Annotated in this window: 24 protein-coding genes and 1 other annotated feature; of the genes, 21 read left to right on the top strand and 3 right to left on the bottom strand. The window is 42.1% G+C overall.

Annotation, left to right across the window (positions count from 1 at the left end; all coding sequences use genetic code 11):
* The first annotated feature begins 76 nt into the window (after positions 1-76).
* From speD to NSQ36_RS13245, 9 genes are all read left to right on the top strand, one after another.
* Positions 77-457 carry an adenosylmethionine decarboxylase gene (speD, locus tag NSQ36_RS13285; protein WP_003216492.1) on the top strand — a complete coding sequence of 127 codons (381 nt, stop codon included), beginning with the start codon at positions 77-79 and terminating at the stop codon, positions 455-457.
* A gap of 186 nt (positions 458-643) precedes the next feature.
* Positions 644-1,030 (top strand): hypothetical protein, encoded by a 387-nt coding sequence (locus NSQ36_RS13280; RefSeq protein ID WP_003216254.1) that lies wholly within the window; start codon positions 644-646, stop codon positions 1,028-1,030.
* A gap of 4 nt (positions 1,031-1,034) precedes the next feature.
* Positions 1,035-1,493, top strand: a complete 459-nt coding sequence (nrdR, locus tag NSQ36_RS13275) for a transcriptional regulator NrdR (protein ID WP_003216720.1) — start codon at positions 1,035-1,037, stop codon at positions 1,491-1,493.
* A gap of 102 nt (positions 1,494-1,595) precedes the next feature.
* Entirely contained in the window at positions 1,596-3,020 is a 1,425-nt protein-coding gene (locus NSQ36_RS13270) for a replication initiation and membrane attachment family protein (protein ID WP_050943597.1), read from the top strand.
* A gap of 17 nt (positions 3,021-3,037) precedes the next feature.
* Positions 3,038-3,967 (top strand): primosomal protein DnaI, encoded by a 930-nt coding sequence (gene dnaI, locus NSQ36_RS13265; RefSeq protein WP_034620615.1) that lies wholly within the window; start codon positions 3,038-3,040, stop codon positions 3,965-3,967.
* A gap of 33 nt (positions 3,968-4,000) precedes the next feature.
* Positions 4,001-4,639 (top strand): TVP38/TMEM64 family protein, encoded by a 639-nt coding sequence (locus NSQ36_RS13260; RefSeq protein WP_003216366.1) that lies wholly within the window; start codon positions 4,001-4,003, stop codon positions 4,637-4,639.
* Between the two features lie 60 nt (positions 4,640-4,699).
* Positions 4,700-5,569 (top strand): putative sporulation protein YtxC, encoded by an 870-nt coding sequence (gene ytxC / locus NSQ36_RS13255; RefSeq protein WP_113387224.1) that lies wholly within the window; start codon positions 4,700-4,702, stop codon positions 5,567-5,569.
* A 338-nt stretch (positions 5,570-5,907) separates the two neighbouring features.
* The gene (gene thrS / locus NSQ36_RS13250) at positions 5,908-7,848 is read left to right on the top strand and encodes a threonine--tRNA ligase (RefSeq protein ID WP_065098569.1); all 1,941 of its coding nucleotides are present in this window, start codon (positions 5,908-5,910) and stop codon (positions 7,846-7,848) included.
* 170 nt (positions 7,849-8,018) lie between these two features.
* Positions 8,019-8,939 carry a methyl-accepting chemotaxis protein gene (locus NSQ36_RS13245; RefSeq protein ID WP_113387223.1) on the top strand — a complete coding sequence of 307 codons (921 nt, stop codon included), beginning with the start codon at positions 8,019-8,021 and terminating at the stop codon, positions 8,937-8,939.
* A gap of 57 nt (positions 8,940-8,996) precedes the next feature.
* On the opposite strand, the gene NSQ36_RS13240 is transcribed toward NSQ36_RS13245, so the two are convergent.
* On the bottom strand, positions 8,997-9,776 hold the full coding sequence (locus tag NSQ36_RS13240) for an HAD family hydrolase (protein ID WP_113387222.1): 780 nt from the start codon (positions 9,774-9,776) through the stop codon (positions 8,997-8,999).
* Positions 9,777-9,951: 175 nt separating this feature from the next.
* Here NSQ36_RS13240 and NSQ36_RS13235 point away from each other — a divergent pair, with 175 nt between their 5' ends.
* The 8 genes from NSQ36_RS13235 (at position 9,952) to NSQ36_RS13200 (ending at position 15,528) form a co-directional block, all read left to right on the top strand.
* Positions 9,952-11,709: a sensor histidine kinase gene (locus NSQ36_RS13235; protein ID WP_050943603.1), complete on the top strand. Its 1,758-nt coding sequence runs from the start codon at positions 9,952-9,954 to the stop codon at positions 11,707-11,709.
* Positions 11,706-12,443 (top strand): LytTR family transcriptional regulator DNA-binding domain-containing protein, encoded by a 738-nt coding sequence (locus tag NSQ36_RS13230; protein WP_113387221.1) that lies wholly within the window; start codon positions 11,706-11,708, stop codon positions 12,441-12,443. The genes NSQ36_RS13235 and NSQ36_RS13230 overlap by 4 nt, the downstream gene beginning before the upstream one ends.
* A gap of 137 nt (positions 12,444-12,580) precedes the next feature.
* Positions 12,581-13,024 carry an antiholin-like murein hydrolase modulator LrgA gene (gene lrgA / locus NSQ36_RS13225; protein ID WP_003216712.1) on the top strand — a complete coding sequence of 148 codons (444 nt, stop codon included), beginning with the start codon at positions 12,581-12,583 and terminating at the stop codon, positions 13,022-13,024.
* 14 nt (positions 13,025-13,038) lie between these two features.
* Complete coding sequence (lrgB, locus tag NSQ36_RS13220; protein WP_170966027.1) at positions 13,039-13,734, top strand: antiholin-like protein LrgB; 696 nt, start codon at positions 13,039-13,041, stop codon at positions 13,732-13,734.
* Positions 13,735-13,863: 129 nt separating this feature from the next.
* Positions 13,864-13,995 (top strand) — a sequence feature (ribosomal protein L20 leader region).
* A 71-nt stretch (positions 13,996-14,066) separates the two neighbouring features.
* The gene (infC, locus tag NSQ36_RS13215; protein ID WP_034620611.1) at positions 14,067-14,582 is read left to right on the top strand and encodes a translation initiation factor IF-3; all 516 of its coding nucleotides are present in this window, start codon (positions 14,067-14,069) and stop codon (positions 14,580-14,582) included.
* A 24-nt stretch (positions 14,583-14,606) separates the two neighbouring features.
* Positions 14,607-14,807, top strand: coding sequence for a 50S ribosomal protein L35 (rpmI, locus tag NSQ36_RS13210; RefSeq protein WP_003216324.1), 201 nt, complete (start codon positions 14,607-14,609; stop codon positions 14,805-14,807).
* A 31-nt stretch (positions 14,808-14,838) separates the two neighbouring features.
* On the top strand, positions 14,839-15,198 hold the full coding sequence (gene rplT / locus NSQ36_RS13205) for a 50S ribosomal protein L20 (protein ID WP_003216409.1): 360 nt from the start codon (positions 14,839-14,841) through the stop codon (positions 15,196-15,198).
* Positions 15,199-15,261: 63 nt separating this feature from the next.
* Positions 15,262-15,528, top strand: coding sequence for a DUF1294 domain-containing protein (locus NSQ36_RS13200; RefSeq protein WP_003216616.1), 267 nt, complete (start codon positions 15,262-15,264; stop codon positions 15,526-15,528).
* Positions 15,529-15,545: 17 nt separating this feature from the next.
* On the opposite strand, the gene NSQ36_RS13195 is transcribed toward NSQ36_RS13200, so the two are convergent.
* A complete protein-coding gene (locus NSQ36_RS13195; RefSeq protein WP_113387220.1) occupies positions 15,546-15,950 on the bottom strand; it encodes a sigma-w pathway protein ysdB in 405 nt (134 codons plus the stop codon).
* A 179-nt stretch (positions 15,951-16,129) separates the two neighbouring features.
* Between NSQ36_RS13195 and NSQ36_RS13190 the strand changes: the two genes are divergently transcribed.
* Positions 16,130-17,218 (top strand): M42 family metallopeptidase, encoded by a 1,089-nt coding sequence (locus NSQ36_RS13190; RefSeq protein ID WP_050943605.1) that lies wholly within the window; start codon positions 16,130-16,132, stop codon positions 17,216-17,218.
* A gap of 352 nt (positions 17,219-17,570) precedes the next feature.
* Positions 17,571-19,367: a carbon starvation protein CstA gene (gene cstA, locus NSQ36_RS13185; protein WP_050943606.1), complete on the top strand. Its 1,797-nt coding sequence runs from the start codon at positions 17,571-17,573 to the stop codon at positions 19,365-19,367.
* A 41-nt stretch (positions 19,368-19,408) separates the two neighbouring features.
* On the opposite strand, the gene sspI is transcribed toward cstA, so the two are convergent.
* Complete coding sequence (gene sspI, locus NSQ36_RS13180; RefSeq protein WP_003216243.1) at positions 19,409-19,630, bottom strand: small acid-soluble spore protein SspI; 222 nt, start codon at positions 19,628-19,630, stop codon at positions 19,409-19,411.
* A 113-nt stretch (positions 19,631-19,743) separates the two neighbouring features.
* Here sspI and NSQ36_RS13175 point away from each other — a divergent pair, with 113 nt between their 5' ends.
* Positions 19,744-20,487 (top strand): RNA methyltransferase, encoded by a 744-nt coding sequence (locus NSQ36_RS13175; protein ID WP_113387219.1) that lies wholly within the window; start codon positions 19,744-19,746, stop codon positions 20,485-20,487.
* A 377-nt stretch (positions 20,488-20,864) separates the two neighbouring features.
* A complete protein-coding gene (gene pheS / locus NSQ36_RS13170) occupies positions 20,865-21,899 on the top strand; it encodes a phenylalanine--tRNA ligase subunit alpha (protein WP_050943608.1) in 1,035 nt (344 codons plus the stop codon).
* The last annotated feature ends 4 nt before the right edge of the window (positions 21,900-21,903 follow it).

Genomic DNA, 21,903 nt, shown 5'->3' with positions numbered 1-21,903 from the left:
ACTTTCCCCCGTGGTATATGTCCGGTCCGGCTGCTTAGAACTTCACTCTTTCATTCTTGTTTAAGGGGGGTCCATGATGGAAACAATCGGACGTCACGTTATCTCCGAGCTATGGGGATGCGACTGTGATAAACTGAACGACATGGATTTTATTGAAAAAACGTTTGTAAATGCAGCTTTGAAATCAGGAGCTGAAGTAAGAGAGGTTGCTTTTCACAAATTTGCACCTCAAGGAGTAAGTGGAGTTGTCATTATTTCTGAATCTCATCTGACAATTCACAGCTTTCCTGAACATGGTTATGCGAGCATAGATGTTTATACTTGCGGCGACCTAGATCCGAATATCGCAGCAGATCATATCGGAGATGAATTAGGTGCTGAAACAAGAGAAAACATTGAAATTCCTCGAGGCATGGGACCTGTACAAGTGAAACAGGCGCAAGCCAAAGCACTGTAAACATAAAAAAAGATCGCAATGGGAGCTGGCCAAAAGCATTGAAATGCCTTTGTGTTATGCTCCTTTTTATATTTGTTTGATAGAGAAAATCCAACATTCCCCAACTTGCCTATACTTTTGTTCTAGGAAAACAAAGGTTTTTTTTATAAAATAAAGAAGAGGCATTATGGCAAAGGGGATACGTAGATGATTTTAGGACAAAAGTTCAAACGGTTCATGTCAAACCATACAGAAACATCTGACGAGCATCCAGTGTCAGAACTGAAAAGCCATTACTACAAATCGACGAATGCGCAAGTTTTTCAAGCGGTGGAAGCCATGCTTTCTGGGCACGCTTCCTATCAAGTGACATCTGTTTCAGCAGAACGAGGTGAAATCAGCGCAAACATCAGTATGCCGAAAAAAGCCTTTCTCGTAGCGACTGTCATTTCAATTCGTCCTTTTGAAACAGCTGTCGATTTTAATGTGACAACAGAAACAGCCTTGCCAACAGATTTTGGCTATAGTGAGAAAACGGTTTTTTCCCTTTATGATGAACTAGACAAACAACTTCCAAGAATAGATCGGAGCTGATGAAATGAAATGTCCCACATGTCAGCACCTTGGCACAAGGGTGCTTGATTCAAGACCAGTAGATGAAGGGAAATCCATCCGTCGTAGAAGAGAGTGCGAAAGCTGCCAATATCGCTTTACGACGTTTGAGAAATTAGAAGAATTACCACTGATTGTGGTGAAAAAAGAAGGAATTCGAGAAGAATTCAGCCGCGAAAAGATGCTGAGAGGACTCATAAAAGCATGTGAAAAGCGACCTGTTGCTTTAAAGCAGCTGGAGGATGTCTGCTTTAATATTGAAAAAGAACTGCGTAATCAAGGTATGTCAGAAGTGAAAAGTGAGCTTGTAGGTGAAATGGTGATGGACGAGCTGGCAAAAATTGATGAAGTGTCTTACGTCAGGTTTGCCTCCGTTTACCGGCAGTTTAAAGATATCAACGTCTTTATTGATGAATTAAAAGATTTATTAAAGAAAGAACGCTAAAAAAGAGCTGAAGATACTTCATGCTCTTTTTCCTGCGTAAAGCGTAAAACGCAAAAAGGGTGTACAATAGAAACAATTGCAATTCATGGGGAGGATCAGCATATGACAGAGCATTGGAAGGAAGTGCTAGCCGTCGATCCGTATGTCGTCAAAAGCGCTTCATTGCTCGGTGACATCGATAGACAGCTCATCACTCTTTTATATCAGCCGCTTATAGGCATGTCCGCTTTCAGCTTATATATGACGCTGTGGGGAGAGCTGGAACAAAATCGTATGTGGGGGAAACCCGCACCTCATCGGCAGCTCATGGTCATGCTGCAAACGAATTTGAATGATATTTTTGAGGAACGTTTAAAGCTTGAAGCGATTGGTTTACTCCGCACATATGAACAGGAAACGGAAGAAGGCAGACTGTTTACATATGAGCTTGTGCCGCCGTTAAGACCAGATGAGTTTTTCCAAGATGGTATGCTGAATGTTCTGCTGTACCATCGTGTAGAGAAAGCGAAATATATGCAGCTTCGTGATTATTTCTCATATCCCGGTGTTCCGGCAGAGGCAAAGAACATCTCGCGGTCGTTTGAAGAAGTTTTTCACGTATTGCAGCCAGGTGAACGCAGGATGACAGAAGAAATCAATCAGGCGTCATCACTTGATCAGGGCTATGAATATGTGACCGTTGGATCGAGTCAGCCGGCTCCTCTCTCAGACGAATCCTTTGATTTCGATTTATTGTTAGCAGGCATGTCTGATATGATGATTCCAAGAAAGGCTTTGACAAAGCAGGTGAAAGAAACCATTAAGAAGTTAGCCGTTGTATACGGCATCACCCCGCTTCAAATGCAAAATATTGTAGCAGGCGCCTGTGGTTCGGATCAAATGATCTCAACAGAAGAGCTGAGAAAAGCGGCAAGAGACTGGTACCAAATTGAATACAGAGGCGAGCAGCCAAAACTCATTGATCAAAAACAGCCGAGACACTTGCGTCAAGATGCTTCAAAAGCGCCAGTGGCAGATACGCCGGATGCCAAATTGATTGAAAAGCTTGATCATATTTCGCCTAGGGAGCTGCTAAAAGATATGGCTGACGGCATTGAGCCAACATATGCCGACTTAAGAATTGTCGAAGATATTATGCTTGAGCAGCAGCTAGAGCCAGGTGTCATGAACGTTTTGATCTACTATACATTACTGAAAACAGATATGAAGCTGTCGAAAACATATATGCAAAAAATCGCCGCTCATTGGGTGAGAAAGAAAATTAAAACCGTAGCGGCGGCCATGAAAATGGCCAAAGAAGAGAACAGGCAAATGACAGAGTGGGCGCAGCAGAAAAAGCAGCGTAGCACATACGGATCAGGGAAAGTTGTCCGTGAAGAGAAGCTTCCTGATTGGATGAAAGAAACCGAAACGAAAGAACAGCCTGCAAAAGAACAAACAGACAGCCTGTCGACAGAAGACCTCGAACGAGAAAAAGAAAAACTGTTAGATCAGTTTAAAAATATGAAAAAGTACAATGCACATTAAGATGAGGTGAGATGAGGATGAAACCGATCGGTCGTTCATTTGAACAGCTAAAAGGGCGCGTAGATTTTCGTGTGAGATACAATCAGATTAAAGAGAGTGTGTTATCTGATGAAGATGTAAAAGCCTTTTTACAGGAGCACCAAGAAGACATACACGAAGACATGATCAATCGTAGCTTGAACCGGCTTTTTGAATATGTGCAGCAGTCGAAGGGCTGTTCATATTGCTTAGATGAAGAGAACGTCAATGCGATTTTAGACGGTTATCACCCGAAGCTTGTGATCAAAGGTCAGAGTATTGATATTGAATATTCCCCTTGTCCAGTCAAGCTGCGGCTCGATAGACAGAAAAAACAGCAAGAGCTCATGAAAAGCATGTACATTCCGCAAAATGTTCTTCAAGCGACGTTCGCTGATTTGAACGTTGTGGGAAGACAGGAAGTCATTCAAAAAGTAGGGCAATTCCTGCAAAGCTATGATGAGACGGGCAAAGGGAAGGGCTTATATTTACACGGAAAGTTTGGAGTAGGAAAAACGTATATTCTGGCAGCCATTGCGCAGCAGTTAGCGGAGAAGGAATACCCATCTCTCCTTGTGTACGTGCCTGAATTTGTGAGAGAGCTAAAAAATTCGTTAGCCGATCATACACTAGAATCAAAACTGAACATGGTCAAATCCACCCCTATTTTAATGCTTGATGATATTGGGGCAGAGTCGATGACAAGCTGGGTTCGAGATGAACTACTCGGAACGATTTTACAATACCGTATGGCAGAGCAGCTGCCGACTTTCTTCTCTTCTAATTTCTCACCAAGTGAACTGAAGCATCACTTTACGTACTCACAGCGCGGGGAAAAAGAAGAGGTCAAAGCCGCTCGTTTAATGGAACGGATTCTCTATTTAGCAGAGGCAGTCTTGCTCGAAGGAGAAAACCGCCGTCATTTATAAAAGCGTCTATCACCTGAAGGAGGAGCAAATGAAATGAACAAAAGAAAATGGCTGCTTTTTCTCGTGATTGCAGGTCTCGCTGTTTTACTTTGGTGGCTGAACAAACAGCATCTTCAGCTGGCGCCAAAAGATGTGAAAAATTGGGTGCTTCAATTTGGGATGCTGGCACCCTTTGTTTTTCTTTTCTTATCTCTTTTTCGCCCGTTTGTTCTCGTCCCTATTACGGTTTTTTCGCTGGCAGCAGGTTTGGCATTTGGCAGTGTTCTTGGGACGATTTATGCCCTCGTTGGTGCTACCGCCGGAGCAACATGCTCCTTCCTGCTTGCCACAACCTTTCGTGCAAAAAAGAAGGAAACACAATCAAGCAGCCGGAAGCTGAAAGCGGTGACGTCCCGCATTCAGGAGCATGGGTTTCTTTACATTTTGTTATTGCGAATTGCCCCAATCCATTTTGACTTTGTCAGCTATGCGGCAGCAGCTTCACGTGCAAATTATCGTGCATTTACGGCAGCTACCTTTTTAGGCTTAATACCGGGTACAGTTGCATTAAATGTCCTTGGCTCAAGCTTTGTCAGCGGCAATTATGCCGCTTTAGCAATCGTTTGTTTGATTTATCTAATCTTTATCTCAGTTCCGCTCATTTTAAAAAGAAAGATGCCTGATTTATTTTAGGCGTCTATTTTTTATGTTCTCCCCATATATATGTAACAGATGTCGTTAGGGGGGACAAACATGCTTGAAATAATCTTTGAAGATGAATATGATACCGCCGCTTTTTTACATCTTGCTGAACACTTGGACAGTCGGCATCACATGTCAATTCAACAAGGGAAAGACCGGCTTCTCATAGAGGCGAAGGAATCAAAGGAAGGACTTGAGTCCATTGTGCGGCCATTACTGGTTCACTTTTTTTTGGAATGCAAAGAAAATGAGCGCATGCGCATCATTCTTGAAAACACGTATTTATTTAAAGATCCTGAAGAGCAGCACCAAATTCTTTCAATTGCCCACAGCATCATGAACGGGGATTTAGATGATATTCCCGGCATTCATCAAGAACCGTCAAGAGAAGCCCTGTTAACAAAGGAGCTCGAGACGATTTCTTTACAGCAAGGTATTTTTTCAATTGGTTCATTTATGACATTCAGACTGTCAGAGTATGACAGGAAGCTGAAGAACTATGTTGAAGTCTCCATTGAAGAATACAAAATGGAACAAGAATATCAAAACTTCATTCAATCGCTTCGAGACTATGTGATGGCAAAAGAACCGAAGCTCGAAAAAGTACATGTTGTGCATCAGGATCGTCTGATGATTTGGGAATTTCGGTACGCTTCTGAGCGTGATCAAAAACAATACATAGACAGACAGTTTGTAAGAGAGCATCCAATGTATATTGATTCGCAGCTGATTGCACCACTCGTATCCATAGCGCCCAAAAAGATTGACCTGTTTACAAATGATACAGGTCACTCGATGGTACAGACCATTCAAAATATTTTTCAAGAAAGGGTCGAGGTATTCCCGGCTCATTCATTTCAAGAACACAATGTTCAATTTGTCCATGACCATTTGGAACAGAAAAGTGAAAAGCTTTCTTGATTTTCACGAAAAAACGTTTTATAATACGGTGTAACTTCATACAAAGACCGTATTGATAAGGACATGAACAAATGAACACCCGCTTAAAGAGAGGGAAGCCGCGGCTGAAAGCTTCCTAGCAGAGGACCATTTGCTTTACCACCTTTGAACATCAGCTGTGAACGTTTTAGTAATGGCTGACGGGAGATTCCCGTTATCGAACCACAAGCCGTGTTTGCTTATGAAAAAGTAAGCTGCAAATACGGGAAAAAGGGTGGAACCACGATTCCGTTTTATTCAACCTCGTCCCTTTCCAGGGGGCGGGGTTTTTATATTGCCAAAAAAAGGAGTGACCAGAGATGTCAGAACAAATTCAACTTACATTTCCAGATGGAGCAGTCAAGGAGTTTGACAAAACAGCTACAACAGAAGACATCGCGGCATCAATTAGCCCAGGCCTAAAGAAAAAAGCGCTTGCCGGTAAATTGAACGGCAAAGAAATAGATCTGCGTACGCCGCTACTAGAAAGTGGAACAATTGAGATCATCACAGATAAAAGTGATGAAGCACTCGACATTATGCGCCACAGCACAGCTCATTTGCTAGCACAGGCAATCAAACGCCTGTATGGAAAAGAGCATCACGTTCAGTTTGGCGTAGGTCCTGTGATTGAAAATGGCTTCTACTACGATGTGGACATCGATGTTGCCATCACACCGGAAGATTTACCAAAGATTGAAAAAGAAATGAAAAAAATCATTAACAGCAATCTGCCAATCGAGCGAATTGAAGTATCAAGAGAAGAAGCGAAAAAACGCTTTGAAGCGATTGGTGATCAATTAAAGCTTGAGCTGTTAGAGGCGATTCCAGAAGGTGAAGCTGTCACGATTTATGAGCAGGGTGAATTCTTTGACCTCTGCCGCGGCATTCACTTGCCATCAACAGGGAAAATCAAAGAGTTTAAGCTGTTAAGCCTTGCAGGTGCATACTGGAGAGGTGACAGCAACAATCAAATGCTTCAGCGTATTTACGGTACAGCTTTCTTCAGCAAAGATGATCTAAATGAGCATCTACGCCTGCTTGAAGAAGCGAAAGAACGCGATCACCGTAAACTAGGAAAAGAGCTGAAACTGTTTGCGAACTCTCAAAAGGTAGGTCAAGGTCTACCGCTTTGGTTGCCAAAAGGCGCAACGATCCGCCGCGTTATTGAGCGTTACATTGTCGATAAAGAAGTACGCCTTGGTTATGAGCATGTGTATACACCAGTTCTTGCAAATGTTGAATTGTATAAAACATCAGGGCACTGGGCGCATTATCAAGAAGACATGTTCCCTGTGATGGAAATGGACAACGAAGATCTTGTTCTTCGTCCAATGAACTGTCCTCACCATATGATGATTTACAAAAACGAGCCGCATAGCTATCGCGAATTGCCAATTCGTATTGCAGAGCTTGGTACAATGCACCGTTATGAAATGTCAGGTGCTTTATCCGGCCTTCAGCGTGTTCGCGGTATGACATTAAACGATGCCCATATCTTTGTACGTCCAGATCAAATCAAAGACGAATTCATTCGTACAGTTCGCCTAATTGAAGAAGTGTATCAAGACTTTGGCTTGAATGACTACACATTCCGCTTATCTTACCGTGATCCAGAAGATACTGAGAAGTATTTCGACGATGATGCCATGTGGAATAAAGCGCAATCGATGCTAAAGGATGCAATGGACGAGCTTGGTCATGACTATTATGAGGCAGAAGGCGAAGCGGCATTTTATGGTCCGAAGCTTGACGTTCAAGTGAAGACAGCTCTTGGAAAAGAAGAGACACTGTCTACTGTACAGCTTGATTTCTTACTTCCAGAGCGCTTCGATCTCACATATATCGGAGAAGATGGCAAGCACCATCGTCCAGTCGTGATTCATAGAGGTGTTGTTTCTACAATGGAGCGTTTTGTTGCCTTCTTAATTGAAGAATACAAAGGAGCCCTACCAACTTGGCTGGCACCTGTACAATTCCAAGTCATCCCGGTTTCACCTTCTGTCCATTTAGACTATGCGAAAAAAGTACAAGAACGTTTGCAGCTTGAAGGTCTTCGTGTAGAGCTTGACAGCCGTGATGAAAAAATCGGATACAAAATTAGAGAAGCGCAAATGCAAAAGATTCCGTACATGCTAGTCGTCGGAGATCAAGAAGCAGAAAATGGCGCAGTCAATGTAAGAAAATACGGAGAGCAAGATTCAGAAACAATGGATCTTGAAGCCTTTGTGAAACATGCAGTAGCAGAAGCGAAAAAATAATCTTTTTCAAGCGAAGCAGTCAGTGATCTTTCTCCTTAGATCACTGGCTTTTTCTTTTTGGGAAAAATTCTCCACTAGTGATCCAGTCCCTTGAATGATACGTTTAGATAGTATGAAAGTATGGGTAAGTATGTACTATTGGTTCGAGTTAAATTGGGGGTATGAAAGCGATGATGAAAACAACAAACACTTTATCATCACAAGTATTGGAGCGATCAGCAGTACTTCGTGCATTGGAACACTCACTGGCGATGATTGAATTTGATGTGACAGGTGAAGTGCTATGGGTCAATGATATTTTTGCAAAAGCCATGGGATATTCAAAGCAAGAGATGATTGGTTTAAAACATAGACAGTTTTGTCCTCCTCATATTGCAGAACACGCAAGCTATCAAATGTTTTGGAAGCGTTTGAAAGAGGGGCAAGTCTTTCAGGAAAAGGTGCAGCGGAAGACGAAGAATGGTGACAGTTTATGGCTTGAAGCGACATATACACCTGTCCGCAATGAAGAGGAACGCGTAGTGGGTGTTGTGAAAGTCGCAACAGACATAACAGAAAGAGAAAGCACGATGAAACAGGTCGTAGACGATTTAAAGGACATGTCTGCGAAATTAATGGAGCGAGCAGAAGTGGGCATCCAGCATAGTCAAAGAGTCAATGTCTCCTTTGATCATATAGCAAACGAAACAGATCAAAATATGAGCTTACTAGAAGGATTAACAGAGCAGGTAGAGTCCATCAGCTCCATCGCTAAAACGATTAACAGCATTTCCTCACAAACCCAGCTCCTTGCATTAAATGCGGCGATCGAAGCAGCCCATGCAGGTTCCTATGGAAATGGCTTTAGTGTAGTGGCGGCAGAAATTCGAAAGCTTGCAACTGATGCAAAAGAAGCGATCGTCAAAGTAGATCAATATGTAAAGGCGATTCATGCGGAAGTAGAGAAGGTCAGCAGCGGAACGAGCCGGGCCAAGACAACGGTGTTTACAAATCGCGATCTTGTAAAGCAGGCAAGTGAGGAATTTAATAATGTAGGAGAAGCAGCCCGCAGCTTAGACAAGCAAGCGCAAAGTCTAGCGGGAATTGTGTAGTTTGAGCACACAAAAAACACCCAATCTCGTTAGGAGAAGGGTGTTTTCTCGTTTGTTCTATTTTAATATATCAAACAATTCATGTAAGTCTTTGATTTCATAATCTGGCGTTACATCTGTTTCGTTCTTTTTGCCATGTCGATTGATCCAAACGGTTTGAATCCCGGCTCGAGATGCCCCAAGAATATCTGTTTTTGGATTATCTCCTACCATGATCACATCGTCTTTTGTTAGATTTAACAGCTGAAGGCAGTGCTCAAAGATGCCAGGGTCAGGTTTGCCTTTCCCGTAATCTCCTGAAATGACAATTTCATTAAAATAAGGTGCAAGCTCAGGAACACCTGCCAGTTTTTCTTTTTGAAGACTAGGATCTCCGTTTGTTAAAAGGAGCAATTCATAGCTGCCTTTCAGACGGTCTAAAACAGGGTACGTTTCTTCATAGACAAATGGACGTTTTCTCCGCTCTGCTGCAAAGAAATCAGCCAAATATTGTCCAAATGCCTTATCGTCAATTCCTGCTTCTTTTAAGCCATTGGTCCAAGCGTTCTTGCGATACTCTGGTGCAAGGGCATTCAATTTTTGAAAGCCTTCGCTAATCGGTTCACTAAAATTGGACCACAGTCCTTCGAAAGGATTAATTCCGATCATGACAGTATAATCATATGTTTCATAGGACGAATACAGCTTTCTTGCTTCTTCACGTACAATCTGTTCAAATGTTTCTGGATTCAGTCCATATTTCTTTTCCGCTTCGCGGCATGTTTCCTGAAAAGTGGTGTGAATGCTTTTTTCATCCCAAAGCAAAGTATCATCTAAATCGAAAAATACGGCTTTCATGATCTTCTCCCTTGTTATGTATGTGTTACCTTCAATTGCAAGTGACGGCTCAAGTTCATTTTACAATAGAAGATGAGGGCAATAAAGAAAAGATTTGAGAGATATTTGAACATTGACCGCACATGATAGAATAGAAAGACAGTAAATAATACATACATCAATTGAGGTGGCAGGTTTGCTTCATTTAATTATTATGATGATCGAGCGTGTTGGGATCATCGTTATTTTAGGGTTTGTGCTTGCCCATGTGAAGGGCTTTCGCAATCTATTGCTTCATAATGAAGGGTTTCGAAAAAAGGCAGTCCTTGTCTTTATTTTTGCTTCTTTTAGTATTATCAGCAATTACACAGGAATTGAAATCCAGCAGCAGATGGTCATGAATCATGAGTTTTCCTATCATCTCGGCTCGTCAAGCTCAATTGCCAATACGAGAATCATGGGAATCGAAATGGGCGGATTAATAGGAGGGCCGTTTGTTGGCATTGGCGCAGGGCTTCTAGCTGGGATTCATCGCTATTCATTAGGAGGAAGCACGGCACTCAGCTGTGCGATTTCTTCGATTTTAGCCGGTGTGATTGCAGGCTATGTCGGCAGCAGGTTTAAGCGGAAGAATCGAATGGTGACACCTCGCCAAGCCGCACTTTTTGGTGTGGCAATGGAATCCTTGCAGATGATCATTATCCTTCTATTTGCAAAGCCATTTGCTGAAGCTTGGGGGCTTGTGAGTATTATTGCCCTGCCGATGATTTTTGTGAATGGAATTGGTAGCTTTATCTTTTTATCGATTTTACAGTCAGTCATTCGGCAAGAAGAGCAGGCAAAGGCGATGCAGACACACCGTGTATTTTCAATCGCCGATCAAACGCTGCCTTTCTTCCGCCAAGGGTTAAATGAACAGTCATGTAAAAGCGTGGCGGAGATCATTCATCGATTAACAGAAACAGATGCGGTCTCCTTAACCGATACAGAAAAGATTTTAGCGCATGTTGGAGATGGGACGGATCATCATATTCCTTCGAAAAGCCTCATTACAGGGTTGTCGAAACAAGTATTGATGAGCGGCAAAATTATGAAGGCACATTCGAAAGATGAAATCAATTGTTCAGTCACCCATTGCCCGCTTCAAGCGGCGATTGTGCTGCCCCTCACCTCCAATGGTCAAACGATCGGAACGTTAAAAATGTATTTCAATTCTCCGGTCGGATTAAGCAGGGTAGAGGAGGAGCTTGCAGAAGGCTTGGCGATGCTGTTTTCCACACAGCTTGAGCTTGGGGAGGCAGAAACCCAAAGCCGTCTGCTAAAAGATGCAGAGATCAAAGCGCTTCAAGCGCAAGTGAATCCGCACTTTTTATTTAACGCCATTAATACCATCTCTGTCTTGTGCAGAACGAACGTAGAGATGGCTAGGAAGCTGCTGCTTCAACTGAGTATATATTTTCGATCCAATTTGCAAGGCGCCCGCCAGCTGCTCATTCCACTTCATAAAGAAATTCAGCATGTAGAAGCCTATTTGTCACTTGAACAAGCAAGGTTTCCAAATAAATACCACGTGACCTTTCAAATTGAAAAGGAGCTAGAGCAGGTGATGATTCCGCCATTTGTGCTTCAGGTGCTTGTTGAAAATGCAGTGAGACACGCATTTCCTAAACATCAAACGAGCTGTGAAGTCATCGTATCTGCTGTGATGAAAGATGGGCATGTCAATATGAAAGTGACGGATAATGGACAGGGAATCGAGAATGACAAGATGGCTCAGTTATTAAAAGCGCCTGTTGAATCCAAAGAAGGAACAGGTACGGCTCTTTTTAATTTAGATCAGCGGTTAAGAGGGATTTTTGGCAGACAAGCCGCTCTATCTATTCATAGCGGCCAAGGCACTGACATCTCATTTCGCATTCCAATGGACTATGTAAAAGAGGATGATTTTCGTTGATAAATGTATTAATCGTAGATGATGAAGTGTTAGCAAGAGACGAATTAAAATACTTATTACGCAGAACGAAAGAGGATGTTCAAATAGAGGAAGCAGAAAATATAGAATCAGCTTTTGACCGGATGGTGGATCATAAGCCGGACCTGCTCTTTTTAGACATTGATTTATCTGGTGAAAATGGATTTGATATTGCCAAAAGGCTCAACCGGATGTCTGATCCGCCAGCAATTGTATTTGCGACAGCCTTTGATCAGTATGCGCTGAAGGCGTTTGAGGTCAGTGCGCTCGATTATTTAACAAAACCATTTGATGAAGAACGGCTTTTGCAAACGATCCAAAAGTTTAAAAAGTGGAAATCTGTTGAGACGCAAGACCACCAGCTATCAGATGAGAAAATCCCCCATCAGCAAAAGCTAGCCATTTCAGTCGATGATTCAATTGTCATTCTGCAAGTAGAAGAGATCATGTATGTAGGGCTTAGTGAGGGGAAAAAGATTGTGAAAACAAAGGATCACATGTATGAGGTCACAGAACCGCTTGTGGTCATTGAAAAGAAACTCCCTGAGGCTTACTTTATGAGGGTTCATCGAAGCTATATCGTGAACACTTCTCATATGAAAGAAGTACAGCCGTGGTTTAATTCGACGTATAATCTGCATATGACAGACGGGTCGATTATTCCTGTCAGCCGCACTTACGCCAAAGAACTAAAGAAGTCGCTCCTGCTAGAGTAGGACGGCTTTTTTTATTTGTATTTCAATACTCGTTTTCTGCATTTCATTCATTGAATCCGGCGAGTTTGATTGTAAACGCTTCATTCGTTTATTTCATGCCGTATACTGAGGGCAGTCGAAGAAAGAGGTGAAGGGGCATGAGTGCCACTAAAGTATATGGATTTCTATCTCAAGCATTTATCTTTGCAACCGTAATGTTCGTTTCTAATCTCATTTCAATGTATTTACCAATTCCGATGCCTGCATCTGTGATTGGTCTGGTTCTATTATTTGTTTTGCTGACAACGAAAATCGTCAAACTGGAGCAAGTGGAGCAATTAGGTACATCATTGACAGGGCTCATTAGCTTTCTATTTGTTCCCTCTGGTATCTCGGTTATTCAATCATTAGGTGTCATGCAAGAAGTAGGTGTGCAAGTCGTCGGTGTCATTATCATTGCAACGATTATGTTACTTGCAGCGACAGGGCTATTCACGCAGCTTCTCATGCAATTATCAGACAAACCACAGAAACGTAAAGAGACAAAGGAGAGCAAATCGACTCCTTCTCATTCTAATAAACCAGCTTCAAGTACGCATTAAAGGAGGGATGCAGGATGGGTACAAGTACGATGAGTCCTTATTTTGGTATAGTCGTCTCATTGGTCGCCTTTGGAATCGGTACATTCTTATTTAAAAAATCAAAAGGCTTCTTCTTATTTACACCACTTTTTGTCGCCATGGTGTTAGGTATTTTATTTTTGAAAATTGGCGGTTTTTCCTATGCAGATTATAATGAGGGCGGCAAGATTATCAAGTTTTTCTTAGAGCCTGCGACGATTGCTTTCGCTATTCCGCTTTATAAGCAGCGCGCATTGCTTAAAAAATATTGGTGGCAGATTTTATCCGCTATTTTTGTAGGATCACTTTGCTCCATTACAATTGTGTATGTCGTAGCAAAAGGCATTCATCTTGATGCGGCTGTAATGAAAAGTATGCTCCCGCAGGCAGCGACGACAGCGATTGCTCTTCCGATTGCAAAGGATATTGGCGGAATTGCAGATATCACAGCCTTTGCGGTCATATTTAATGCAGTCATTGTGTATGCACTAGGTGCTTTCTTCTTAAAATGGTTTCGAATTAAAAATCCAGTGGCAAAAGGGCTTGCACTCGGTACATCAGGACATGCACTTGGCGTCTCTGTTGGGATTGAGATGGGTGAAGTGGAAGCGGCCATGGCAAGTATTGCTGTTGTGGTCGTAGGAGTTGTGACCGTCATTGTCATCCCAATCTTTATGCAATTCATTCTTTGATGACGTGATTGTTTTGAAAAAGCCTTGCCCAATTCGTTTAATCATGCTAAAATGAAAAAGTTGTTTCAAGAGTTCGGTTACTTGACGGACAAATGAAAATTGTGTAGAATAATTAACGAATTGAATAGATATCACAAGCAGAAGCACCCGCTTCTCACCTGATTGACACGTGTTTGTAGTTGACAGGTTGACCGTACATTTATTTTTTCATGCAAATGTTCGCAGTGTGGGTGTTTTATATGCCCACACTTTTTGTTTGCCTGTAAAACATACAACGAAATGGTCAAAATGAATTGTGAACTCAATTCAAAATCTCATGGAGGTGGCTCACTATTAGCAAAGATCAATTAGTTAATGAAGGTATTCGTGCGCGTGAAGTTCGTTTGATCGGACAAAATGGCGATCAGCTGGGGATTAAAACCCGCCAGGAAGCTCTGGAAATTGCTACGAAAGCCAATCTTGACCTTGTGTTAGTTGCTGCAAATGCAAAACCACCTGTTTGCCGAATCATGGACTATGGTAAGTTCCGATTCGAACAGCAGAAGAAGGATAAAGAGGCACGTAAGAATCAAAAAATCATTAGCTTAAAAGAAGTTCGGTTGAGCCCGACAATTGATGAACATGATTTTAACACGAAGCTCCGTAATGCAATCAAATTCCTTGAAAAGGGCGATAAAGTGAAAGCTTCTATCCGCTTTAAAGGGCGTGCGATTACGCATAAAGAAATCGGACAGCGCGTGTTAGACCGTTTCTCTGAAGCTTGCGCTGAAGTAGCAACAGTAGAAACAAAACCTAAGATGGACGGACGTAGCATGTTCCTCATGCTTGCACCAAAAGTCGAAAAGTAAAGTAACAGAGGGAGGAAATATCCAATGCCAAAAATGAAAACTCACCGCGGATCTGCTAAACGTTTCAAAAAAACAGGTTCTGGTAAACTTAAACGTTCTCATGCGTACACAAGTCACCTGTTCGCTAACAAATCTACAAAGCAAAAACGTAAATTGCGTAAGAGCGCAATCGTAAGTGCTGGAGATTTCAAACGTATCAAACAACAACTTGCAAACATCAAGTAATTTGGAATAGGAATCATAGGAGGGAATTACAATGCCAAGAGTAAAAGGCGGAACTGTGTCGCGTCAGCGTCGTAAAAAGGTTCTTAAATTAGCAAAAGGTTATTTCGGTTCAAAACATAGATTATACAAAGTAGCAAACCAACAGGTGATGAAATCTGGAAACTACGCTTTCCGTGACCGTCGTCAGAAAAAACGTGACTTCCGTAAACTATGGATCACTCGTATCAATGCTGCAGCTCGTATGAACGGTCTTTCTTACAGCCGTTTAATGCATGGCCTAAAGCTTTCTGGTATCGAAGTAAACCGCAAAATGCTTGCTGACCTTGCTGTGAATGACCTAAGTGCATTCAATCAGCTTGCTGATGCTGCAAAAGCACAACTAGACAAGTAAGTCATATGAAAGATCATTCCGTCGAGGGGTGATCTTTTTTGCTCATCATGTGAGGTGAAATGAATGAATATCGCGTTGATTGTGCTGCTGATCTTGGTAAATGGCTATGGTTTCTTTCTCATGGGAGAGGACAAACGCCGGGCAAAAGCGCATAAATGGAGAATTTCAGAGGCGCACTTATGGAGTGCTGCCGTGCTTTTTGGGGCTGCTGGATCGTATCTAGGGATGCAGTATTTCCGTCATAAAACAAAGCATCCTGCCTTTCAAATTGGCATGCCAGTGTTAATCATGGTGCAGTTGATCATATTAGGATATATCAAGTTCATCTGAAAAAGGAGCAGACGCCATCAAGACGGCGTGTCTGCTCCTTTTTTTTGTTTGATTGTTTTAATGGGCTGATCCCAATCAATTTTTGTTTGAGGATAACGTTCGATAATGTTTTCCTCCAATTTTTCAAAGTCTTCTAATGTAAATTCACTTAGCTTCTCAGGTGACTCCGTCCAAACGTAAATGGAGTGGACAAATAGAGGATGATCCTTAGAAGGAACATGCTTCTCCCCTTCAAACAAGACACCTTTATAGACGAAATTAAAATTTTTACGTGCATTTTGTTGTTCGTCCATAAAATAAAAGCCTTCTTTTAATTGTGCTTGTTTCAGCTTTCTTCTCGGATTTGAGAAGAATTTTACCGCCATGTAGAAGATGTAGACAAGCAGTGCAACAAGAGCTAGTCTAATGAGGATTACAAACATGACAGGATGCACCTCCAATACCGTTATCTGATGTACTACGAATGAAAAGGCCAAAAGGTTTCAACTTTTTTTAAAAAAATATTTCGGAAAACGAAAAAATATTCATAAAAAGATCGTATTGAACGAAAAAGGTTTTGTATAATAAGAATGCACCATGAAGATAAAGGAGGATATATGGAATGACAAAGCTAGATCAAACATTAACTATGCTGAAAGACCTAACGGATGCAAAAGGGATTCCAGGAAATGAACGTGATGTCAAAAAAGTCATGCAGACATACATAGAATCATATGCAGATGAAGTCTCTAGTGACCGCCTTGGCAGCTTAATTGCTAAGAAGGAAGGAAACGCAAACGGACCTAAAATTATGCTTGCTGGTCACTTAGATGAAGTAGGATTCATGGTGACAAAAATTGATGACAAAGGCTACATTCGCTTCCAAACTGTCGGCGGATGGTGGTCGCAGGTCATGCTCGCGCAGCGTGTGACGATTGTAACGAAAAAGGGAGACATAACAGGTGTGATTGGCTCAAAGCCGCCGCACGTCTTGTCACCTGAAGCTCGAAAAAAATCGATTGAGATTACAGATATGTTTATTGATATCGGTGCATCAAGCAAAGAACAGGCAATGGAGTGGGGCGTTCTGCCTGGAGATCAAATCGTCCCTTATTTTGAGTTTACAGTGATGAATGATGAAAAAATGCTCCTTGCAAAAGCATGGGACAACCGTATCGGCTGTGCAGTTGCGATTGATGTCATGAAGAACTTACACAATACTCAGCATGAGAATATTGCTTACAGTGTTGCAACTGTACAAGAGGAAGTTGGCCTGCGTGGTGCCAAAACAGCAGCGGCTACAATCCAGCCTGATATTGGATTTGCCATTGATGTTGGTGTAGCAGGAGACACACCGGGCATTACTGAAAAAGAAGCAACAAGCAAACTTGGCAAAGGACCAACGATTGTTGTATTTGATGCTTCTATGGTATCTCATAAAGGGCTTCGGGATTTTGTTGTCCAAACAGCGGATGAATTGAACATTCCGTACCAATATGACTCTATGCCTGGCGGCGGGACAGATGCTGGCGGTATCCATTTAACAGGTCATGGTGTGCCATCACTATCGATCGGGATACCAAGTAGATATATCCATACCCATGCAGCAATGATTCACCGAGATGATTATGAAAATGCAGTGAAGCTTTTAACAGAAGTGATCAAAAGACTTGATCAAAAAACGGTTGAGCAGATCACGTACGGTTCTTAAGTAAGAAATCCTTTCCTCAGTATAGGGGAAGGGCTTTTTTTATTTCATTGAATTTCCCAGGAAATGAACTGTCATTTTAAGTTACGCCAAAAGAACTGTTTTTGAGAGAAGAAGAAAAAATATTCTAGTGAATAAGGCACATGTGATCTGGCTTTTATTTTTGTAAGATGAAAGCAATAAAAAGGACAGAGCCTAAAGAATGCCCTGTCAAAAGAGAGTTTATGGAAGTAGGTGAAGCTACCTTAAGAATAAACACATTATTCTTATTTGTCAACTTGGTTTTAAAGGAAAGAAAAATCAATCAATTTATGTTATATTTGTAACAAATTGTTTGTACAAAGGGGATGGTTAAATGAATGCGGTTACAATTGTCATAGCATCTATGTGTATTTTAGCGATTGCCTATCGTCTTTATGGCACATTTATGATGGTCAAAGTCTTAAAGGTGACAGACGATCATCCTACACCGGCTCACACATTAGAGGACGGGAAGGATTATGTGCCAACCAATAAATGGGTCACATTTGGGCATCACTTTGCTGCGATTGCAGCTGCAGGTCCGTTAGTGGGTCCGATTTTAGCTGCGCAATTCGGGTATTTACCGGGTCTCCTTTGGCTGTTAATTGGCGCAGTGATAGGCGGAGCTGTACATGATCTTGTCGTCTTATTTGCATCGATGCGAAAAAAGGGGAAATCGTTATCAGAGGTAGCGAAGGAAGAGCTAGGACCTGTCGCAGGATTTTGTACAGGGCTTGCGATGCTGTTTATTATTACGATCACAATGGCAGGACTGTCTATGGTTGTGCTTCATGCGTTAGAACGTAACCCTTGGGGGACATTTGCAGTCGGAATCACGATTCCAATTGCGATGGGGGTTGGTCTTTATTATAAAAAGACAGGCAATTTAAAACTGGCGACAACTGCGGGATTTATTTTGCTGATGGTTGGTGTATTCCTTGGGCCGAATATTCAAGGAACGGCACTTGGCGATCTTTTAACACTTGATACAAAAACACTTGCTCTTGCCTTGCCGATCTATGCTTTTTTTGCTGCGGCATTGCCGGTTTGGCTGCTGCTCGCACCGAGGGACTATTTAAGCAGCTTTATGAAAATAGGTGTTTTTATCGCATTGATTGCTGGAATCTTTGTCGTCAATCCAACGATTCAATTCCCAGCCTTTACGGAGTTTGTGAATGGAGGAGGTCCTGTTTTAGCTGGTCCTGTCTGGCCTTTTATTTCAATAACCATTGCTTGCGGTGCCATATCTGGTTTCCACGCATTTGTTGGATCTGGGACAACACCTAAAATGCTTGACCGCTGGAGTGATATGAAGCCTGTCGCTTTTGGCGCAATGCTAGTAGAATGTCTAGTTGGAATTATGGCGTTAATTGCCGCTACCGCTCTTCATCCAGGCGATTATTTTGCGATAAACAGTACGCCAGAAGTGTTCAGAACACTCGGGATGAGTGTCGAGAACCTTCCGCAGCTGAGTAAGGAAATTGGTCTTGATTTAGAAGGAAGAACGGGTGGAGCTGTGACATTAGCTGTAGGGATGGCGTATATCTTTACGGGAATTCCGTTCTTTGGTCATTTGGCGTCTTATTTTTTCCAATTCGTCATTATGTTTGAGGCCGTCTTTATTTTAACCGCTATTGATGCAGGGACACGTGTGGCACGATATTTGATTCAAGACTTCTTTGGCGAAGCTTATAAACCGCTTAAACGAAATGACTGGGTCCCTGGGTCGGTGTTCGCAAGTGCGCTTGCTTGTTTTATGTGGGGGTACTTGCTTTACTCTGGAGACATCGGGTCCATTTGGGCACTGTTTGGGGTATCAAACCAGTTAATGGCATCGGTCGGTCTCATCATAGGAGCAACTGTTGTTTTAAAAATTGCAGATAAAAGGCGATATATGCTGACTTGTTTAATTCCACTTGCTTACTTATATGTGACAGTGAATTATGCGGGCTATTGGATGGTAGCAAATGTATACCTTAATCCCGAGGCAGCAGGTTACAGCGTGCTGAATGCTGTGCTGTCAATCATTATGCTGATCTTAGGATTTGTGATTATTGTGTTTGCGATTAAAAAATGGGTCGACATTTGGCGTGATCCAGCGCTTCGGATGGAAACACCGATCACTGGCTAAATGAAAAAGCCGGTTTGCTATGATAAGCAAACCGGCTCCTTTTATTGCTGCTGATGAGGCTTTAAGCCTTGCTCTAATGTTTCAAGAATCTCGTTTTTCTCGTTTTCTGATGCTTCTTGCCATAGCACTTCGAACAACACGCCAAGGCCTGGCAGCATTTTTTCCTCACCGCTTTGAATGGCATCTAAAATTGTATGCTCAAGCTGCTCTTGATTATGGCCAGTGATGTTTTGAATGACTGCGCCTCTTAAATTAAAATCCATTGCCCACACTCCTTTTTTGATGGTAATAGCCCTATTCTGTCTCAAAGACAGGTTTATTATGTAGTGTGCATGAGATATAATAAATTCATGATATTTAAAGGAGTTAAAGTCGCTTGAAATATATAGAATCAGCTAAAAACACAAACATTAAACAGTGGAAAAAGCTCCATACGAAAAAAGAACGAACGAAAACGGGGCTGTTTCTTGTGGAGGGAATCCACTTAGTGGAAGAAGCATTGAAGAGCGGAGTTGTGAAAGAATTAATGGTCACATCGCTTGATAAGCTTCCTTCTCATATTGATCCGGACATTGAACTTTATGAACTGAGCGAGGAAGCCTTTTCTGCCATGACTGAAACGGAAACGCCTCAGCACATCGCGGCAGTTTGTACAGTTCCTGTATTTGAAGAAAAGAAGTATGAACGACTTCTTCTATTAGATGCAGTGCAGGACCCAGGGAATCTAGGCACACTCATTCGGACAGCAGATGCCGCTGGACTTGATGCTGTGATCTTAGGCGATGGAACAGTGGATGCGTTTAACGGAAAAACGCTCCGTTCCGCACAAGGGTCACATTTCCACCTGCCCATTTTAAAGCAAAGCCTTCAGCAGACCATACCAGCATGTAAGGAGCAAGGCATTCCTGTATACGGAAGTGCTCTAAACAATGCGAAAGCGTATAGAAGCGTAACGGCAGAAGGTTCGTTTGCATTAATTGTGGGCAATGAAGGCGCGGGTATAAACCCAGAGATTCTGCAAATGACAGACCATAATTTATATGTGCCAATGTATGGACAGGCAGAATCATTAAATGTGGCTGTTGCAGCAGCTGTTCTTGTCTATCATTTGCGTGGATAGTGTTGCAACATGCGCTTATTTTCACTATAATGAAACTAATATTTTAAAAACCATGATAGAGGAAGATTGTTTCAAGGAGCGGCCTTATAGGGAGAATGCATCGTAGACTGAAAGTGCATTTAAGGAATGCTGAAACAGGAATTCACCTCTGGAGTTGTCACCGGGACCGCAAGCTTTGCGTAAAGGTGAACCGGATTCGTTTGATTCCGTTATGTCAATGAAGCTTATTCGCACATGTATTTGTGCTTAACAAGGGTGGTACCGCGACCACAACTCGTCCCTTCTTTTCTAGAGGAGACGGGTTTTTTTATTGTCTTCAAACGATCAAACAGCCGTTTATCCAGACGGTTTTGTATATCAAAAGGAGGATTACACTCATGCAAGAAACGTTAAAACAGCTTGAATTAGAAGCGATAGCGAAGGTTGAAGCAGCTAGCTCGCTCAAAGAAGTCAATGACATTCGTGTTCAATATTTAGGGAAAAAAGGGCCGATCACAGAGGTGCTTCGCGGAATGGGCAAGCTCTCCGCAGAAGAAAGACCAAAAATGGGCGCACTCGCAAACGAAGTGAGAGAGCAGATTGCTGGTGCTATTGCTGAAAAAAATGAACAGCTAGAAAAAGAAGAAGTGAAGAAGAAACTTGCGTCACAAACGATCGATGTTACATTGCCAGCAAGTCCAATCAAAATGGGGGCAAGACATCCATTAACGATTGTTGTCGAAGATATTGAAGATTTATTTATTGGTATGGGCTATACCGTTGAGGAAGGTCCTGAGGTAGAAACGGATTATTATAACTTTGAAGCGCTGAATCTTCCAAAGGAGCATCCGGCACGTGATATGCAGGACAGCTTCTATATTACCGAGGATACACTGCTTAGAACACAAACGTCACCAGTTCAAGCACGTACACTCGAAAAATATAAAGGACAAGGTCCTGTGAAGATCATCTGCCCTGGAAAAGTATATAGACGTGATAGTGATGACGCGACTCATTCACATCAATTTATGCAGATTGAAGGGCTTGTTGTCGATCACAATATTAGTATGAGTGATTTAAAAGGTACGCTTGAGACAGTCGCAAGAAAAATGTTTGGTGAAGATCGTGAAATTAGACTGCGTCCAAGCTTTTTCCCATTCACAGAACCATCTGTCGAAGTGGATGTGTCTTGCTTTAAATGCGGAGGAAAAGGCTGTTCTGTATGTAAAGGAACAGGCTGGATTGAGATTTTAGGAGCTGGGATGGTTCATCCAAATGTCCTGAAAATGAGCGGATTTGATCCAGAAACTTACCAAGGCTTTGCTTTTGGAATGGGTGTTGAACGGATTGCGATGCTCAAATACGGCATTGATGATATTCGCCATTTCTACACAAATGATATTAGATTCACAAAGCAATTCAAGCAGGACTAAGAGG

Source organism: Bacillus sp. FSL W8-1143, from assembly GCF_037965155.1.
GTDB lineage: Bacteria > Bacillota > Bacilli > Bacillales > Bacillaceae > Bacillus > Bacillus pumilus.
This window is presented reverse-complemented; position numbering and strand designations above follow the sequence as displayed.

What these genes read in the sequence shown, in the direction of transcription:
- speD (WP_003216492.1), top strand. Translation starts at nt 77, where the DNA reads ATGGAAACAATCGGACGTCACGTTATCTCCGAGCTATGGGGATGCGAC.
- NSQ36_RS13280 (WP_003216254.1), top strand. Translation starts at nt 644, where the DNA reads ATGATTTTAGGACAAAAGTTCAAACGGTTCATGTCAAACCATACAGAA.
- nrdR (WP_003216720.1), top strand. Translation starts at nt 1,035, where the DNA reads ATGAAATGTCCCACATGTCAGCACCTTGGCACAAGGGTGCTTGATTCA.
- NSQ36_RS13270 (WP_050943597.1), top strand. Translation starts at nt 1,596, where the DNA reads ATGACAGAGCATTGGAAGGAAGTGCTAGCCGTCGATCCGTATGTCGTC.
- dnaI (WP_034620615.1), top strand. Translation starts at nt 3,038, where the DNA reads ATGAAACCGATCGGTCGTTCATTTGAACAGCTAAAAGGGCGCGTAGAT.
- NSQ36_RS13260 (WP_003216366.1), top strand. Translation starts at nt 4,001, where the DNA reads ATGAACAAAAGAAAATGGCTGCTTTTTCTCGTGATTGCAGGTCTCGCT.
- ytxC (WP_113387224.1), top strand. Translation starts at nt 4,700, where the DNA reads ATGCTTGAAATAATCTTTGAAGATGAATATGATACCGCCGCTTTTTTA.
- thrS (WP_065098569.1), top strand. Translation starts at nt 5,908, where the DNA reads ATGTCAGAACAAATTCAACTTACATTTCCAGATGGAGCAGTCAAGGAG.
- NSQ36_RS13245 (WP_113387223.1), top strand. Translation starts at nt 8,019, where the DNA reads ATGATGAAAACAACAAACACTTTATCATCACAAGTATTGGAGCGATCA.
- NSQ36_RS13240 (WP_113387222.1), bottom strand. Translation starts at nt 9,776, where the DNA reads ATGAAAGCCGTATTTTTCGATTTAGATGATACTTTGCTTTGGGATGAA.
- lrgA (WP_003216712.1), top strand. Translation starts at nt 12,581, where the DNA reads ATGAGTGCCACTAAAGTATATGGATTTCTATCTCAAGCATTTATCTTT.
- lrgB (WP_170966027.1), top strand. Translation starts at nt 13,039, where the DNA reads ATGGGTACAAGTACGATGAGTCCTTATTTTGGTATAGTCGTCTCATTG.
- rpmI (WP_003216324.1), top strand. Translation starts at nt 14,607, where the DNA reads ATGCCAAAAATGAAAACTCACCGCGGATCTGCTAAACGTTTCAAAAAA.
- rplT (WP_003216409.1), top strand. Translation starts at nt 14,839, where the DNA reads ATGCCAAGAGTAAAAGGCGGAACTGTGTCGCGTCAGCGTCGTAAAAAG.
- NSQ36_RS13200 (WP_003216616.1), top strand. Translation starts at nt 15,262, where the DNA reads ATGAATATCGCGTTGATTGTGCTGCTGATCTTGGTAAATGGCTATGGT.
- NSQ36_RS13195 (WP_113387220.1), bottom strand. Translation starts at nt 15,950, where the DNA reads ATGTTTGTAATCCTCATTAGACTAGCTCTTGTTGCACTGCTTGTCTAC.
- NSQ36_RS13190 (WP_050943605.1), top strand. Translation starts at nt 16,130, where the DNA reads ATGACAAAGCTAGATCAAACATTAACTATGCTGAAAGACCTAACGGAT.
- cstA (WP_050943606.1), top strand. Translation starts at nt 17,571, where the DNA reads ATGAATGCGGTTACAATTGTCATAGCATCTATGTGTATTTTAGCGATT.
- sspI (WP_003216243.1), bottom strand. Translation starts at nt 19,630, where the DNA reads ATGGATTTTAATTTAAGAGGCGCAGTCATTCAAAACATCACTGGCCAT.
- pheS (WP_050943608.1), top strand. Translation starts at nt 20,865, where the DNA reads ATGCAAGAAACGTTAAAACAGCTTGAATTAGAAGCGATAGCGAAGGTT.